14 protein-coding genes are annotated in these 15,408 nt (G+C 64.4%); 8 read left to right on the top strand and 6 right to left on the bottom strand.

Annotated features, from left to right (window positions below; genetic code table 11):
• The first annotated feature begins 53 nt into the window (after window positions 1–53).
• Genes J4F42_14440 through J4F42_14430 form a run of 3 tightly spaced genes read left to right on the top strand, consistent with a single transcriptional unit; the run spans window position 54 to window position 3,656 of the window.
• Entirely contained in the window at window positions 54–1,067 is a 1,014-nt protein-coding gene (locus J4F42_14440; protein ID MCE2486708.1) for a prenyltransferase, read from the top strand.
• 15 nt (window positions 1,068–1,082) lie between these two features.
• On the top strand, window positions 1,083–2,273 hold the full coding sequence (locus tag J4F42_14435; protein ID MCE2486707.1) for a hypothetical protein: 1,191 nt from the start codon (window positions 1,083–1,085) through the stop codon (window positions 2,271–2,273).
• A gap of 3 nt (window positions 2,274–2,276) precedes the next feature.
• Window positions 2,277–3,656, top strand: a complete 1,380-nt coding sequence (locus J4F42_14430) for a TIGR01777 family oxidoreductase (protein ID MCE2486706.1) — start codon at window positions 2,277–2,279, stop codon at window positions 3,654–3,656.
• On the opposite strand, the gene J4F42_14425 is transcribed toward J4F42_14430, so the two are convergent.
• Together J4F42_14425 and J4F42_14420 are read right to left on the bottom strand one after the other, a co-directional pair.
• Window positions 3,653–4,897 carry a Glu/Leu/Phe/Val dehydrogenase gene (locus J4F42_14425; GenBank protein ID MCE2486705.1) on the bottom strand — a complete coding sequence of 415 codons (1,245 nt, stop codon included), beginning with the start codon at window positions 4,895–4,897 and terminating at the stop codon, window positions 3,653–3,655. The genes J4F42_14430 and J4F42_14425 overlap by 4 nt on opposite strands.
• Window positions 4,898–4,927: 30 nt before the next feature.
• On the bottom strand, window positions 4,928–6,094 hold the full coding sequence (locus tag J4F42_14420) for an amidohydrolase family protein (GenBank protein MCE2486704.1): 1,167 nt from the start codon (window positions 6,092–6,094) through the stop codon (window positions 4,928–4,930).
• Between the two features lie 141 nt (window positions 6,095–6,235).
• Here J4F42_14420 and J4F42_14415 point away from each other — a divergent pair, with 141 nt between their 5' ends.
• The 4 genes from J4F42_14415 (at window position 6,236) to J4F42_14400 (ending at window position 11,532) form a co-directional block, all read left to right on the top strand.
• On the top strand, window positions 6,236–7,414 hold the full coding sequence (locus J4F42_14415) for a CoA transferase (protein ID MCE2486703.1): 1,179 nt from the start codon (window positions 6,236–6,238) through the stop codon (window positions 7,412–7,414).
• 278 nt (window positions 7,415–7,692) lie between these two features.
• The gene (locus tag J4F42_14410; protein MCE2486702.1) at window positions 7,693–8,412 is read left to right on the top strand and encodes an ABC transporter ATP-binding protein; all 720 of its coding nucleotides are present in this window, start codon (window positions 7,693–7,695) and stop codon (window positions 8,410–8,412) included.
• On the top strand, window positions 8,409–10,991 hold the full coding sequence (locus tag J4F42_14405) for an ABC transporter permease (GenBank protein ID MCE2486701.1): 2,583 nt from the start codon (window positions 8,409–8,411) through the stop codon (window positions 10,989–10,991). The genes J4F42_14410 and J4F42_14405 overlap by 4 nt, the downstream gene beginning before the upstream one ends.
• A 28-nt stretch (window positions 10,992–11,019) precedes the next feature.
• Window positions 11,020–11,532, top strand: a complete 513-nt coding sequence (locus J4F42_14400) for a hypothetical protein (GenBank protein MCE2486700.1) — start codon at window positions 11,020–11,022, stop codon at window positions 11,530–11,532.
• 5 nt (window positions 11,533–11,537) lie between these two features.
• Here the strand turns inward: J4F42_14400 and J4F42_14395 are convergent, their stop codons facing one another.
• Window positions 11,538–12,473 carry an alpha/beta fold hydrolase gene (locus tag J4F42_14395; protein ID MCE2486699.1) on the bottom strand — a complete coding sequence of 312 codons (936 nt, stop codon included), beginning with the start codon at window positions 12,471–12,473 and terminating at the stop codon, window positions 11,538–11,540.
• A 140-nt stretch (window positions 12,474–12,613) separates the two neighbouring features.
• Here J4F42_14395 and J4F42_14390 point away from each other — a divergent pair, with 140 nt between their 5' ends.
• Entirely contained in the window at window positions 12,614–13,333 is a 720-nt protein-coding gene (locus tag J4F42_14390; GenBank protein MCE2486698.1) for a hypothetical protein, read from the top strand.
• A 46-nt stretch (window positions 13,334–13,379) separates the two neighbouring features.
• Here J4F42_14390 and J4F42_14385 read toward each other — a convergent pair whose 3' ends face one another.
• The 3 genes from J4F42_14385 to mlaD are packed head-to-tail and all read right to left on the bottom strand — an operon-like array spanning window position 13,380 to window position 15,335.
• Window positions 13,380–14,003: an ABC transporter substrate-binding protein gene (locus tag J4F42_14385; GenBank protein MCE2486697.1), complete on the bottom strand. Its 624-nt coding sequence runs from the start codon at window positions 14,001–14,003 to the stop codon at window positions 13,380–13,382.
• A 35-nt stretch (window positions 14,004–14,038) separates the two neighbouring features.
• Window positions 14,039–14,779 carry a VacJ family lipoprotein gene (locus tag J4F42_14380; GenBank protein ID MCE2486696.1) on the bottom strand — a complete coding sequence of 247 codons (741 nt, stop codon included), beginning with the start codon at window positions 14,777–14,779 and terminating at the stop codon, window positions 14,039–14,041.
• 52 nt (window positions 14,780–14,831) lie between these two features.
• Window positions 14,832–15,335 (bottom strand): outer membrane lipid asymmetry maintenance protein MlaD, encoded by a 504-nt coding sequence (gene mlaD, locus J4F42_14375; protein MCE2486695.1) that lies wholly within the window; start codon window positions 15,333–15,335, stop codon window positions 14,832–14,834.
• Between the last annotated feature and the right edge of the window lie 73 nt (window positions 15,336–15,408).

The following is a 15,408-nucleotide window of genomic DNA, read 5'->3' as shown; positions in this document are numbered from 1 at the left end:
GCCGGGCCCTTATTCGTGCTATAGGTGGGGGAGGACGACTCAGGGAGACAGACATGCTGCTCAATCCGGCCATGTGGTGGAGAGCCATCCGGGTCATTCCCCGACTCGATAAAGACGAGTGGAACGGCTTGGACCTGATCGCGCGGTGGCTGATCGCCACCCGGGCGGCCGTCCTCATCATCACCCTGCTGTCTGCGGCGATTGCCGGTCTGCTGGCCTACCGGGCCGGACAGTTCAGCTGGCAGCTGTGGCTGGTGCTGACGCTCGGTCTGCTGATGGCCCATGCCACCAATAACCTGCTGAACGATCTGACCGATCACCTGACCGGCGCCGATACGGACAACTCCTTCCGCAGCCAGTACGGCCCACAGCCGCTTGAGCACGGGCTGATGAGCCGGCGGGAAAATCTATGCTACGCGCTGGTCACCGGCCTGATTGCCGTCGCCGCGGGTGGCTATCTGGTCAGTGTGGGGGGCAGCGGCGTCCTGGTGCTGTTGGCGGTCGGCGCTTTCTTTGTGCTGTTCTACAGCTATCCGCTCAAGTATTTCGGCCTCGGCGAGCTGGCCGTGCTGGTGGTGTGGGGACCGCTCATGATCGCTGGGGGCTATTATGTGCTGACCGGCGGCTGGACGTGGTCGGTCGTGCTGGCGAGTTTGCCCTACGGCCTGGGAGCAACCACGGTCATCTTCGGCAAACACATCGACAAGCTGAGTACCGACCGCGCCAAGCGCATCTACACCCTGCCGGTCCTGATCGGGGAGCGGACCGCGCGTTATGCGGTCATCGGGATGATGGCGGCCCAGTACGCGTTGGTGGGCTGTCTGGTCGCCAGCCGGTTTTTCAGCCCGGTTCTGCTGCTGGTGCTGCTGGCGACCCGGACCTTTGGGCTGGTGATCCGGGTCTATCGCCAGCCCCGACCGGAACACATGCCGCCCGAGTACCGGGCCGATATCTGGCCGCTGTGGTTTGTCGCCTTTGCGTTTTTGCACAACCGGAAATTCGGCGGGCTTTTTCTGCTCGGTCTGGGGCTCGAAGCCGGGCTGCGGCAGCTGGCCTGGCTGGACTGAGGAAGGGGAGGGGCAATGTCTCGTGGTGTGGTGTGGGTGGCCGCTGGCCTGGCGCTGCTGGGCGTGCTGCTGGGCGGTGTGTACGTCTTGAGTCGGCCGCACCAGCCCGGGGCGATCCAGGCCAGCCTGTCGGTGAGCCAGGTGCTGGGCGGCGATACGACCGGCTTTGCCCGGGCCCTCAGGCCGCGTGTTTTGTCGTTTCCGCGTGACCACGGGCCGCATCCCGAGTACCGCACCGAGTGGTGGTATTACACCGGCAACGTGGAGACTGCGGACGGTCGGCATTTCGGGTTTCAGCTGACCTTTTTTCGGTCCGCCCTGGCCCCCCAGGTGGCGGCCCGTAAGTCTGCCTGGGCCACAGCCCAGGTGTATATGGCCCACCTGGCGCTGACTGATGTGGAGACCGGACGCTTTTACGCCTTTGAGCGTTTCAGCCGCGCGGCTCTGGGGCTGGCCGGCGCGCAGGCTCAGCCGTTTGCGGTGTGGGTCGAGGATTGGTCGGCCCGGGCTCAGACTGCCGACGGTCTGCCGGTCCGTCTGCGGGCCGGCCAGGGCGAGATTGGCCTCGAGCTGCAACTCCACAGCGCCAAGCCGGTGGTGCTGCACGGCGACCGGGGGCTGAGCCACAAGGGACCCGAGGCGGGCAACGCGTCGTACTACTATTCGCTGACCCGGATGCCGACCCGGGGGACGCTGCGCATCGCCGATGAGACGTTTGAGGTCAGCGGCACGAGCTGGATGGACCGCGAGTGGAGTACCAGCGTGTTGGGCGAAGAGTATCGCGGCTGGGACTGGTTTGGGCTCCAGCTGTCCGACGGCAGCGAGCTGATGTTTTTTCGGCTGCGACGAGTCGATGGTCAGCCCGACGGGTTCAGCAGCGGCACCCTGGTTCGTGCCAACGGTGAGACCCTGCGGCTGGGACAGGCTGATGTCCGTATTGAGGTGGACGCCTATTGGGACAGTCCACGCGGCGGGGGACGCTATCCGGCCCGCTGGCGGTTCCAGATTCCGGCCGAGCGGATCGCGTTCGAGCTGTGGCCCCATGTGGCCGACCAGGAACTGCCCCTGTCCATCCGTTACTGGGAGGGGGCGGTGGCGGTTCGGGGGCAGGCCGACGGCCGACCCCTGCACGGCCACGGCTATGTGGAACTGACCGGCTATGCCCCGTCCGCTCAGGGCGCATCACGCCAGGTACGCTCTCATTAGCCCATGCCGATTTTCACCCGTCGTTCCCGTATTCCGGCCCCGGCCGAGGAGGTCTTTGCCTGGCACGCACGTCCGGGGGCTTTTGAGCGCCTGACTCCCCCCTGGCAGTCGGTCGAGATCGTGGAACGGAGCGGAGGGATTGAGGACGGCGCGCGGGTTGTCCTGCGCCTGCGGGCCGGTCCTTTTGCTCGGACCTGGGTTGCCGAACATTGGGATTATGCACCCGGTCGGCAGTTTCGCGACCGCCAGCTGAAGGGGCCGTTTGCGCGCTGGGATCATACCCATCGGATCGAACCGGACGGAGACGCGGCGTGTTATCTTGAGGATCGTATCGACTACGCACTGCCCCTCGGGCCGCTCGGCGCGGTGTGTGGCGGAGCCTTCACCCGCCGGACCCTCGACCGCCTGTTCACCTATCGACATACCGTGACCCGGCAGGATATGGTCGCCCACGCTGCTGCACAAGGAGGCTCGCCTATGCATATTGCCGTGACCGGCTCCAGCGGACTGCTCGGATCGGCGCTGGTATCTTTTCTGGCCGGCGGGGGACACCGCCTGACCCGTCTCGTCCGTTCGCCGGCCACGGCGGGCGCTGCCGAGATCGAGTGGAATCCCCAAGCCGGGCGCCTGGAACCGAGCAGCCTGGAGGGGCTGGACGGGTTTGTCCATCTGGCCGGCGAGAATATCGCCGCCGGACGCTGGACCGCCGGACAAAAGGCTCGTATTCGGGACAGCCGGATCAACTCGACCCGGTTGCTGAGTGAAACCCTGGCCAAACTCTCCCGGCCGCCCAAGGTCCTGGTGTGTGCCTCGGCCATCGGTTTCTACGGCGACCGGGGGGCCGACCTGATGTCGGAAGACAGTCCGGCCGGCAGCGGATTTCTGGCCGAGGTGTGCGAAGCCTGGGAGGCGGCCAGCCAGCCGGCCCGGGACGCCGGCATCCGCACCGTCCTGCTCCGCATCGGGGTGGTGCTGAGCCCGGCCGGCGGTGCCCTGGCCAGGCTGCTGCTGCCGTTCAGGCTGGGAGCCGGCGGGGTGATCGGCAGCGGAGACCAGTACTGGAGCTGGATCGGCCTGGATGACGTGATCGGGGCGATCCATCACGCCCTGATACACGATGCGCTTGAGGGGGCGGTCAATGCCGTGGCGCCCCAGCCCGTTACCAACCGGGTCTTCACCACAACCCTGGGCACGGTGCTCGGTCGCCCGACGCTTGTGCCGCTGCCGGGCTTTGCGGCTCGTCTGGTCCTCGGCGAGATGGCCGACGCGCTGCTGCTGGCCAGTACCCGGGTCGAGCCGGCCCGACTGCTGGCCAGCGGCTACAGCTTCCGTCAGCCCGAGCTGGAGGGCGCGCTGCGCCACTGTCTGGGCAAGCAAGGCTAGGGATAGATCCCGCGTTGGGTCATGGCGGCGGCGACCCGTTCGATAGCCAGAATCTGGGACGCGGTCCGGTTATCGACCCGTTTTTCGTGGGCCAGGCGCGAGACCTGATGAAAGCCGCGGACCATGATCTGACGCAGACGTTCGTTGATTTCGTCTTCGGTCCAGAAAAAGGATTGCAGGCCCTGGACCCACTCGAAATACGACACGCTCACCCCGCCGCCGTTGCACAACACGTCGGGGATAATGAACACCCCTCTATCGATCAGGAGTTCGTCAGCCTCGGGGGTGAGCGGGCCGTTGGCACCTTCGGCAATGATGCGAGCCCGAACAGACGGGGCGTTGGCGGCCGTAACCTGATTTTCCAGGGCACACAGCATCAGCACGTCACACTCCAGCTGGAGCAGGTCGGCATTGCTGATCGGCTCTGCCCCGGGATAGCCGCTGACCGTGCCGTGCTGGTCGGCATGGCGTACCAGCTCGCGGCAGGCCAGCCCGCCGGGATGATACACGCCGCCCTGGGCATCGCTGACGGCGATGATTTTGGCCCCACGCTCCTGGGTCAGATACGCGGCCGGCGCCCCGACCTTGCCAAACCCCTGGACTGCGACCCGGGCGCCCTTGATTGTAATTCTCTTGCGTTTAAGGGCCTCCAGGGTGGTCAGCATGACCCCCCGACCGGTGGCCTCGCGCCGACCCAGCGAGCCGCCGATGGCCAGGGGTTTGCCGGTCACCACGGCCGGGACGGAATAGCCGTGGTGCATGGAATAGGTATCCATGATCCAGGCCATTTCCCGCTCGCCGGTCCCGACATCCGGGGCCGGGATATCGCCCTGGGGATTCATCAGCACGCTGATTTCGGTCGCGTAGCGGCGGGTGAGGTTTTCGAGCTCTCGGACCGACAGCTCTTGCGGCGCACACACCACCCCGCCCTTTGCCCCGCCGTAGGGGATGCCCAGGACCGCGCACTTCCAGGTCATCCACATGGCCAGGGCGCGGGTATCGTCCAGGCTGACCGAAGGATGGTAGCGCAGCCCGCCCTTGGTCGGCCCCAAGGCGGCACTGTGGTGGACCCGATAGCCGGTAAACACCCGCACCGACCCGTCGTCCATCTCAACCGGGAAGTTGACCGTCAGTTCCCGTTTTGGCAGGCGCAGATAGGCGGCAAGGCCGGGGTTCAGATCGAGATAGCGGGCGGCTTTATCAAACTGTCGAACCGCAGCCGCGTACAGATTGGTGGTCATGCTTCCCCCGAGCCCCGGCAGCGTTTCAACTCAGCTCAGGCCGTAACAGTCCAGGACGTTCTGGCCCAGCAGGCCGGGCCGGGCCGAGTCCGGCAGCAGGGAGACGAGTTCGATCAGGTTGGGGATGTACTCGGGCGGGTGGTCGGAGTGGGGGAAGTCGCTGGCCCAGAAAAACCGGTCCTCACCCACAAAGGGAATCACCCCGGCCACCGAACGCTCGTCGGGGTCACCCGAAATCCAGCACTGGCGCCGAAAGTAGTCGCTGGGCTTGTGCTTGAGCGGCACGCTCTTGCCCAGGGGTGACTCGTAGGCGGCGTCCATGCGCTCGATCCAGTAGCCGGCCCAGCCCGCGCCAACCTCCAGGACAATCACCTTGAGTTCGGGAAACAAGTCGAATACGCCGTACTGAAACAGGGTGGTAAAGCCCTCGCGGATGACGTTGCCCAGGGCGACGTTCTGAAAAAAGGCGGTGTCTTTGCCCGTCATCTTGCCAAAGCGGGTCGGGGCGGCCCAGTGCGGCTCAAACGACGGATGAATCCCGAACGGCAGGCCCAGCTCCTGGGCGGCGGCAAAGATGGGGTGGTGGTCGGGATGGCCGTGAGCCTTGCGGCTCCAGATAAACGGTGGCGCGAAAAAGCCCTTGGCGCCGTCTTTGGCCGCCCGACGCAGCTCGGCCTCGGCCAGCTCGGGCAGGCCGAACGGAATATGGGCGATCGGGATCAGACGGCCGCCGGAATCGGAACAAAAATCGACGATCCAGCGGTTGTAGGCCCGGGCGTAGGCCATCGACAGCTCGAGATCCTCGCACTCGGGCTCCCACAACAGTCCCAGGGTTGGATACAGGAACGCGCGTTCGATGTTCTCAATGTCCAGGCGCTGGAGACGCTCGGTGGGGTCCATTGAGCCAAACGAGGCGTTGTCAACATAGCCGCTGCCGGTCGGTTCGCGCTGGTAGGTGAAGCCGCCCAGCTGGTCCATCACGCCCAGGCTGGAGGGAGCCCCGCGTCGGACCATTTTGCACGGGCTGCCGTTGACTTCGAGGTATTCGAGGCCGTCGGCGTCCTTGCGGATGCGGACGGCCCGGTCGCGGTACTGGGCTTCCAGGTATGTTTCCCACAGATCCGGGGCTTCGAGAATATGGCCGTCGGCGTCAATCGCGCCGGACATGGGCAGGCTCGGCAGTTGTGGAGGCGTCATCGTCTCCCTCCTTTCGATTCAGGCTCTCCGATCAAAAGCATACCTGGGCGGACTTTTGAAGAGCCCTAGCCAAGAAGTGGGGTGTGCCTGTTCCCCTCAGTCCCGGCCTTCGCTAGGATAGGCGCCAAAGGAGACGCGCCTATGCCTGGACCGCTTGCCGGCTACCGTGTGATTGATGTGACACAGATGCTGTCTGGCCCGATGTCGACCATGATCCTGGGCGATCAGGGGGCCGACGTGATTAAGGTCGAGCCACCCCAGGCCGGAGACCTGACCCGGGCCTTCAGCAGCACAGGCATCTCGCCGACCTTCAGCATGATCAACCGCAACAAACGCTCGGTGGCCATCGACCTCAAGTGCGAGCGGGGAGTCAGCCTGCTCAAACAGCTGGTGGCCGAGTCGGATGTGTTTGTCCAGAACTTTCGGCCCGGCGCGGTCGAGCGTCTGGGCATAGACGAGCCGACCCTGCGCCGGGTCAAGCCCGAGCTGATCTATGTCTCGATCAGCGGCTTTGGCGAGGTCGGTCCGTATACGCATAAGCGGGTGTACGATCCGGTGATTCAGGCCCTGTCCGGCCTGACCGATATCCAGCGCGACCCCGTGACCGGACGGCCCAAGATGATGCGTCTGGTCATCCCGGACAAGGTGACGGCCCTGACCGCCGCCCAGGCCATGACTGCCGCGCTGCTGGCCCGCGAGCGGACGGGGACGGGCCAGCACGTGCGCCTGGCGATGCTGGATGCGGTGGTATCGTTTTTGTGGCCGGAGGGCATGGCCTACCACACCTTTGTGCGCAACGGCGAGGCTGTGTCGCGGCCGCCCGACACGCGTGACCTGATCTTCGAGACGGCCGACGGCTATATCACCGCCGGGGCGATGTCGGACAAGGAGTGGGCCGGCATGGTCCGAGCCCTGGACAAACCCGAGTGGCTTGAGGACGAGCGCTTTCGCACGCCGGCCGGGCGGATGAAACACGCCGACGCCCGGCTCGACATGACGGCCGAGGTCATGAAGACACGCACCAGCGCCGAGTGGCTGGCCCGGCTCGATGCCGAGCAGGTGCCGTGCGCGCCGGCCCTGAGCCGCCAGGACATGCTGACCAACGAGCAGATCGTGGCCAACCGGCTGATCGTCGAGTCCGAGCATCCGCACGTCGGTCGCACGCGCATGACCCGCCCGGCAGCCCGGTTTGCCGAAACCCCGGCCGAGCTGCGTTTGCCCGCGCCAATGCTGGGTGAACATACCGAGCAGGTCTTGACCGAGATAGGGCTGTCGTCGGCCCAGATCGTTGACCTCCGAGCCGGCGGCGTGTTCGGCTGACACAGGGGTGGACAAGAGAGGCAGGAGAGACGCGGGGAATGGGCGAACGCGCTGATTGAAATACACCTGAACCCAGCTCTCATAGTATGGCGGTTGGGTCGGCTTTTTCTCCTGCCTGTTGCGTGTCTTCTTGAAGGGTTAGCCGGAGGGATGAACATAGCGGCGGTGGCAGAAGCGGACTCTATGACTGAGGGCGATAGCCGTCTGCTATTCCTGCCGGCGGTCGGGTTTTCGCCCCCGGCTTGACCCCGGCCGAGTTTCTGAAACACTTCCCCTGCATGGCTCCCCCACTGATCGAACTGCGCCGCCTGACCAAGGTCTACCAGGAGGGCGAACGCTCCCACACGGTCTTGCGTGAGGTCAACCTGACGATTCAGGCTGGCGAGTTCGTCGTGTTGCTGGGCCGTAGCGGTTCGGGCAAGTCCACCCTGCTGAATCTGATCAGCGGTATCGACATGCCGACCGCGGGCGAGGTGGTGGTCTATCCCGGCTTGGACGAGTCCGGTCCGCTGTCCCTGGCCCGGCTCAGCGAGCAGCAACGCACCCTCTTCCGCCGCCGGCATATCGGCTTTGTCTTTCAGTTTTTCAATCTGCTGCCCACCCTCAGCATTCAGGAAAATATCCTGCTGCCCCTGGAGCTGAACGGTTGGGACGCGGAACGGGCCGAGCAGGCCAGTCTGGCCATGCTCGACCGGGTCGGTCTGGCCGACCGGGCGGGCGACTTTGCCGACCGCCTGTCCGGGGGGGAGCAGCAGCGGGTGGCGATTGCCCGTGCCCTGGTGCATGAGCCACTCCTGATTCTGGCCGATGAGCCGACCGGCAATCTGGATATTGAGACCGGCCGCACGGTGCTCGGGCTGCTCGACCGTCTGACCCGCCAGGCCGGCAAGACCCTGCTGATGGTGACCCATAGCCAAGAGGTCATCGGCATGGCCGACCGCATTTTCAGCATCCAGGACGGACATCTGCTGGAACGGCTGGCCGGGAAATCGCCATGAGCCGTGTGCTGTGGCGGGCCAGCCTGCGCTATCTGCTCCGCCATCCGTGGCAGATGGGCCTGTCTTTTGTCGGCGTGGCCCTGGGGGTGGCGGTTGTGGTGGCCATCGATCTGGCCAATACCAGCGCCCAGCGCGCCTTCTTGCTGTCAACCGACAGTGTGGTGGGGCGGGCGACGCACCAGATTGTCGGTGGCTCGCGGGGGATTCCCGAGGACATCTTTCGCGCCGTGCGGATTGAGGCTGGTGTCCGGCTGGCGGCGCCGGTTGTCGAGGGCGATGTGGCGGCACCCGACTATCCGGGCCGGACCTTTCGGGTGCTGGGTGTTGACCCGTTTGCCGAGGCGCCGTTTCGGCCCTATCTGGCCGGGCTGAACAGCCGGGGGCAGACCGCGTTGGTGTCGTTTTTGACCCGGCCGGCAACCGCCATCATGTCCTACGGGACGGGTCGTGAGCTGGGTCTCGGGCTGGCCGGAGACAAAGCCGCAGAAGGGCAGGCCGACCAGCTCACCGTTCGGGCCGGCGGCGTCCGTCAGCGGCTCAGCATCATCGCCCTGTTGGAGCCGGCCGATGCGCTGAGCCGCCGGGCGCTGGACAGCCTGCTGGTGACCGATATTGCCACCGCTCAGGAACTGCTGGGCCTGACCGGGCGTTTGAGTCGGATCGATCTGATGATTCCGGCCGGTCCGCCGGGCCAGGCCGAGCTGGCCAAAATCAGGGCGGTGTTGCCGCCCGGCGCCGAGGTCCGCAGCGCGGCCGCCCGTTCGCAGTCGGTAGCCCAGATGACCCGCGCCTTCAGCCTGAACCTGAGCGCGCTGAGTTTATTGGCTCTGATTGTCGGCATGTTTTTGATCTATAACACGATGACTTTTTCGGTCGTCCAGCGTCGCAGCCTGATCGGCGCCCTGCGGGTTGTCGGCGTCACCCGCCGGGAAATTTTCAGCCTGATTGTGGCCGAAGCCGCCCTGCTGGGTCTGCTGGGTACGGCCGCCGGACTCGTGCTGGGGGTCGCCCTGGCCCAGGGCCTGGTCCGGCTGGTGACCCAGACGATCACCGATCTGTACTTTGTCGTCAGCGTGCGTGAGCTGACGATCAGCGGGCTGGGGCTGCTCAAGGGCTTGGGGCTGGGACTCGGGGCCAGCCTGGTGGCCGCCCTGGCTCCGGCGCTGGAGGCCACGGCCACCCAGCCGCGGGCGGTGCTGAACCGCTCGACACTCGAAGCCCGGTCGCAACGGGTTTTGCCCTGGGCGGCCGTGGCTGGCGTGTGCCTGATGCTGGTCGGGGCGGGTTTGCTGCTGCTGCCCAGCCGTGACCTGATCCTGAGCTTTGGCGGTCTGTTCACCATCTTCCTGGGCTGTGTGCTGGTCACGCCGGTGGCCGTGGTTGGCCTGCTGCGGGTGGTCCAGCTGTTGATCGGGACACGGACGGATATTGTCGGACGGCTGTGTATTCGCAGCGTGCTGGCCTCGCTGAGCCGGACTGCGGTGGCGATTGCAGCCCTGATGGTCGCCGTGTCGGTGACGGTTGGGGTGGGCATCATGATTGAGAGTTTTCGGCAGACCGTGGCCTATTGGCTGGAGAACGCTCTCCAGGCCGATATCTATATTGCTCCTCCCAGCCTGGTGTCGCGCTGGAATGAGGGCAGCCTGGACCCGGCCGTTGTCGCCCGTCTGTCAGCCGCCCCGGGGGTGGAGGCGGTGAGTACCTACCGGCGGGTGTCGGTCGAATCACCGACCGGCCGGGTCCAGCTGGTGGCCCTGCGGCTCGATGTCGACAGGTATTCTTCCTACCGCTTTGTTGAAGGCCGGCCGGAGGTGGTATGGCCGGCCTTTGAGGCTGAACACACGGTCATTGTGTCAGAGCCGTACGCCTACCATCACCGGCTGCGGGTGGGCGGCGCTGTCCGTCTGCGGACCGACCGGGGCGTACACGATTTTCGGGTCGCCGGGATTTTTGCCGATTACGGCTCGGACCGGGGGCTGGTGATGATGAGCCGCCGGACCTATGAGCAGTTCTGGCACGACCGGGGCGTGTCGTCGCTGGGGCTGTGGCTGAGTCCTGACCGGGATGTGGCGGCAATGGTGGCCTCGCTGCGGCGGCTGGTCGGCTCGGTGCAGGAGGTCGAGCTCCGCTCGAACCGGTCCCTGCGCCAGGCCTCGCTGGAGATTTTTGACCGCACCTTCACCATTACCTCGGTGCTTCACCTGCTGACCACGGCGGTGGCGTTTATCGGTGTCCTGAGTGCGCTGATGGCCTTGCAGCTGGAACGCGAACGCGAATTCGGCGTACTGCGGGCGACCGGCTTTACGCCGCGTCAGGTCTGGGGCTTGGTCACCGCCCAGACCGGTGTGATGGGTCTGCTGGCCGGCCTGCTGGCCCTGCCGGTCGGCCTGCTGCTGGCCTCGGTGTTGGTGTTTGTGATAAATCGGCGCTCGTTTGGCTGGACCCTGGAGCTGGAAATTGTCCCCGGCCTGCTCGTTCAGGCCGTGCTGCTGGCCGTGCTGGCCGCGCTGTTGGCCGGGGTCTATCCGGCCTTCAAGATGTCCCGGACCTCACCGGCGCTGGCCTTGCGAGAGGAGTAGGGCCAGGAATAGGGCCAGGAGGACAGGCATGGGCAAACGCACGCTGCATACGCTGGTGTTCTTTGTTGAGAACCTGGGGGCCGGGGTCTGGATCGGAGCCTTGGCAGGCTTTGGTTTTGCGGTGGCCGGGAGTGTGTTCCAGGAGGCGCCCAGCATCAATGTGGCCGGGAATATCAACGCCGTCATTCTGGCCAAGCTCAATCGCCTGGAGGGCGTGGCTGCGGCCTGCATGGGATTCGGCGCGATGTACTTTGTGCTGCACCCGGCCGAACGAACCCGGCTGCGGGTGGCTAAAGCTGCCCTATGGCTGCTGATGCTGGCCGGGCTGCTGATCTATGCCATCCCGATTGCCGACCGGCTGGAATACCTGCGGACGGTTGAGATCCAGGATTTTGACAATTTCGACCCGGCAAAACAGGTCTTTCGGGATGAATTTGCCCGCCTGCACGCCTGGTATACCCGGCTGGTCTCAGCCAACCTGCTGCTCGGGCTGGGCTTTGTGTTTTTGTCGGCGTGCGAGAGACGGACGGCCACAGACTGAGACGCTCAGAAGTCAATGTGCTGAAAGCGCAGGAAGCGTTCGGCGGTTTCCCGGGGCCGCTCGATCATGGGAATATGGCCGGTGTGGGGCATGACCACGGCTTGGGCGTTCGGCATCAGCCCTGCCAGTATCGCCGCCCCTGAAACGTGTAAGATGCGGTCTTGCTCTCCCCACACGATCAGGGCTGGGACTGGATGATCTTGTAAGAGCGGTTCTAGGGAGAGCGGGGTTTCGGCCAGCTCCCGGACAACTTTGGCGTTGAAATCGCGTTGACGTATGGCTTGCTGGGCCAGGTAACGCTTGATCGGACCGGGGATCCAGGGACGTGTGACGGCCGCGAAGTCGAACATCGTGTCGAAGTCCTCAGGCCGGTTGACGAGGAGGGGATTCTCGCCCCGGGCCAGGTGCTGGGCGAGTTCGCTGGCTTGGGCCGAGGCTACTCCGCCGGGCGCCAATAACCACAGACTCTGGACCTGGTGTGGATAGCCGGCGGCATAGGCGCCGGCTATCCAGCCGCCCATTGAATTGCCGCCAAGATGAAACTGGGCCAGACCCAGGGCACGGGCAAAGGCGTGCAGCCGCTCGACCTGATCGGCGACCGCATAGCGGGCTTGGGCGTCCCGGCTACTCTCGCCAAAGCCCGGCAGGTCTGGAGCGATGACGCGGAAATGGGGAGTCAGATAGGCGGCGACGCGGGTCCAGTTGTCCTTGTTGGCGGCAAAGCCGTGCAGCAGCACCAGGGGTTCTCCGCTTCCTCCGGAGAGATACTGAATCCGGTGCTCGGCGACCTGCACCGTCCGCTCTTCCAGGCCGGCGGCTGTCCGGTCCGCCTCAACGGCCAGGGACAGAACAAAGCCGGGAAACAGGGACAAGACCGCCAGGCTCAGCATAAAAAGACCCAGCAGGCCGCCCAGAAAGATTGTGATCCAGCGCTTTTTCATACTCAGTCCGGTCGGCTCCATGTGTCTTGACCGTAGCCTGTCAGCCTAGCCTCCGTCCGGTGGCCTGGCAAGTCGTGATGGACTCGAGTGAGGCCGGTTCGCAATGGCGGGGACGGTCCGAATCTGGTACAGCTGGGGTCATGCAGGTGATCGGACATCGGGGGGCGGCGGCTCTGGCGCCTGAAAATACCTGGGCCAGCTTTGACTTGGCCGTGTCTCTGGGAGTGGACGCGATTGAAACCGATGTGCGGGCGACCAGCGACGGAGAATTGATCCTGCTCCACGATGAACGGCTGGCCCGGACTACCAACGGTCAGGGCTTCGCGCGCGAGACGCCGTGGGCGGCGATTAGAGAGCTGGATGCCGGGGGGTGGTTTGGCGCCGAGTTTCGGGGCGCCCGGGTACCGTTGTTCGGTGACACCCTGCTTCACTACGGCGGGCGGATTCCGCTGATCATCGAGGTCAAGCAGCTCGACCTTGAGGTCCGTGTCCTGGAGCTGGTCCGGGAATATGGCCTGCTGCACGCGGTCGCTTTTACCTCGTTCTATTTCCCGGTCGTGCAAAATCTCAAGACGCTGGCGCCAGAGGTCAAGGTGGGATTTCTGGCCTCTGACGTGCAGGAGCAGACGGTCGAGCGGGTCATTGCGGCCGGGCTCGACCAGTTCTGTCCTCCGGCCAAGGCTGTCTCGCCCGATCAAGTCCGCGCCTGGCAAGACCTGGGGCTGGACATCCGGGCTTGGGGGGTCGACGACCCCGAGCTGATGCGGGCCGCAATGGCGGCCGGGGTGGACGGGATGACCGTTGATTTTCCCCACCTGCTGCTGGGAGCCCTGGGCCGGCGTCCCCCTCAGGCGGACTGAGACGAATCGGGTAGCGGAGGCCCTGCTGGCGACTATCAGGACGAGGCTATGAGGGCGAGGCGGCGAGCTGTTTCAGCTTGCTCTCGATGCTCTGCACCAGGTTTTCATACGACGATTTGTTGATGATCCGGTTGAACTGAGTCCGGTAGTTGCGGACCATACTGACGTTTTCAATCACCACGTCGTAGATCAACCAGCGTCCTTCGACCAGGTGCAGACGGTAGCTCAGCGAGAAGGTTTTTTTCAACGAGGGGGCCAGAATCCGACAATCAACCTCGGCATAGCTGCCGTCGATATGCTCACGGTCAAAGAAAATTTCGGTATCCTCGCGGTAACGGTCTAAGGTACTGCTATACGTCTTTTCTATTAAGTCCGTAAAAAGTCTGATGAATTCCTGTCGCTGTTCCTCTGTCCGATCTCGCCAGTGCACCCCTAGGGTGCGTTTGGCAATTTCCCGAGAGTCAAACTGGGGGAGGGCAACCTCGCGGACTTTTTGGATGCGGACCTGGCTCTGGTCCGGCTCCTGATAGGCTGGATCCTGGAGAATGGCGACGATCTCGTACATCGTCGTTCGTATGACCGCGAGGGGCGAGTCTGTGGCTGTGGCCAGGCCGGGAAAGACCAGCCCCAGCAGTCCAATGCCGATACTCTTGACCAGTGTTCTCCTCACCGTGTTCACCACAACCCCCTCACTCCCCGCATGCCCTACTCCTTGACGGCGTTGGCTCGCCGCTGCAAGTAGCCGTCCTGAACCGCCCCATACAGGTCAACCGAGACCAGTTCAACCTGTTCAAAGAGTTCCAGGTTGAGCGAGCGGGTATTGACGGCATTGCCGACCGTCTGGCCGCTCTGAATGGCAAATATGTCTAAGGCTGCCAACAGATAGTTCATCGGATTCATCGCGCTGTCAACGGCAAAACCAAAGGTGTCGCGAACCGTTGAGGGACCGTAGAAGGGCAGGACCAGATACGGGCCGGACGAAATGCCGTAGTGGCCCAGGGTCTGGCCGAAGTCTTCCTCGCTCGGCCGCCAGCCGAACAGACTGTCGGCAACATCAAAAAAGCCGATGCCACCCAGGATGGTATTCACGGCAAAGCGACCGATTTCGCGTCCAGCCCCGTCAATTTTTCCCTGGAGCACGCTGTTCACGACCCGGGGCAGCACGCCCAGATTTTTGAAGAACCGGTCAATGCCGTGCTGGCCGGGCTCAGGAACCACTTCGGCGTAGCCGGTCGCCACCGGTCGCAACACATATTCATCGAGCTTGAGGTTGAAGCTGAACATGGGCTGGTTGAACGATTCCCACGGGTCGTCCGGCGTCCGCAGGTCTGGCCCCCCGGCTTCATAGGAGTCTTGGGCAGAATTCTGGACCTGGGCACAGACCGGAGCGGAGCCCGTACTCAAAAGACCGATGAGGAGCATAGCGGTGATGAATACGACAGACACTCTGTCCCTCCTGCGTGTGGTGCTAATCAGCCTAATATGGTGCATGGCTCTCCTAATCAAGACCGAGATCGAACGCGTCGTTTGCCGCAGCACCGTCGGTCTGCTCGGGCGCGTTGAGGTTGCCAAACAAGACCTGGCCGACGGTGTCAAGGATGTCGGTGGCAGACTCGGTGTGCCGAATCCGACCGCCGGGGCTGATGGTTTCGGCTGCTGGCCCAACCTCAATGTCAATAAAGCGCTCGCCGATCAGACCGGCCGTTTTAATCGCCGCCCGGCTGTCCTGGGGGAGCCGAATGTCGGGCTGGATACTCAGTGTTGCCCGAGCTTGTGTCAGGCTGTCGGTCAGGGTCACAGACTCAACCCGCCCGATTTCCACCCCAGCTACCTCGACCCGGGCTCCGCTCTGCAGGCCGCCGGCATCGGAGAACTCGGCCGTGAGGCGGTAGTGCTGGGTGCCGGCAAAGCTGACCTGGCCGAACTGTAGAGACAGATAGACCAAGCCGCCCAGCGCCAGTACGACCAGCCAACCGACCACAAGTTCTGAGTCCAGTTTCATCCTATTGCGCCTCAATCGGCCCCTGGGTCTGGCCGGTGATAAACTGCTGGACGACGGGGTCGGTTGAGGCTTG

It is taken from the genome of Desulfurellaceae bacterium, from assembly GCA_021296095.1.
GTDB lineage: Bacteria > Desulfobacterota > Binatia > Bin18 > Bin18 > JAAXHF01.
This window is presented reverse-complemented; position numbering and strand designations above follow the sequence as displayed.

What these genes read in the sequence shown, in the direction of transcription:
- J4F42_14440 (MCE2486708.1), top strand. Translation starts at nt 54, where the DNA reads ATGCTGCTCAATCCGGCCATGTGGTGGAGAGCCATCCGGGTCATTCCC.
- J4F42_14435 (MCE2486707.1), top strand. Translation starts at nt 1,083, where the DNA reads ATGTCTCGTGGTGTGGTGTGGGTGGCCGCTGGCCTGGCGCTGCTGGGC.
- J4F42_14430 (MCE2486706.1), top strand. Translation starts at nt 2,277, where the DNA reads ATGCCGATTTTCACCCGTCGTTCCCGTATTCCGGCCCCGGCCGAGGAG.
- J4F42_14425 (MCE2486705.1), bottom strand. Translation starts at nt 4,897, where the DNA reads ATGACCACCAATCTGTACGCGGCTGCGGTTCGACAGTTTGATAAAGCC.
- J4F42_14420 (MCE2486704.1), bottom strand. Translation starts at nt 6,094, where the DNA reads ATGACGCCTCCACAACTGCCGAGCCTGCCCATGTCCGGCGCGATTGAC.
- J4F42_14415 (MCE2486703.1), top strand. Translation starts at nt 6,236, where the DNA reads ATGCCTGGACCGCTTGCCGGCTACCGTGTGATTGATGTGACACAGATG.
- J4F42_14410 (MCE2486702.1), top strand. Translation starts at nt 7,693, where the DNA reads ATGGCTCCCCCACTGATCGAACTGCGCCGCCTGACCAAGGTCTACCAG.
- J4F42_14405 (MCE2486701.1), top strand. Translation starts at nt 8,409, where the DNA reads ATGAGCCGTGTGCTGTGGCGGGCCAGCCTGCGCTATCTGCTCCGCCAT.
- J4F42_14400 (MCE2486700.1), top strand. Translation starts at nt 11,020, where the DNA reads ATGGGCAAACGCACGCTGCATACGCTGGTGTTCTTTGTTGAGAACCTG.
- J4F42_14395 (MCE2486699.1), bottom strand. Translation starts at nt 12,473, where the DNA reads ATGAAAAAGCGCTGGATCACAATCTTTCTGGGCGGCCTGCTGGGTCTT.
- J4F42_14390 (MCE2486698.1), top strand. Translation starts at nt 12,614, where the DNA reads ATGCAGGTGATCGGACATCGGGGGGCGGCGGCTCTGGCGCCTGAAAAT.
- mlaD (MCE2486695.1), bottom strand. Translation starts at nt 15,335, where the DNA reads ATGAAACTGGACTCAGAACTTGTGGTCGGTTGGCTGGTCGTACTGGCG.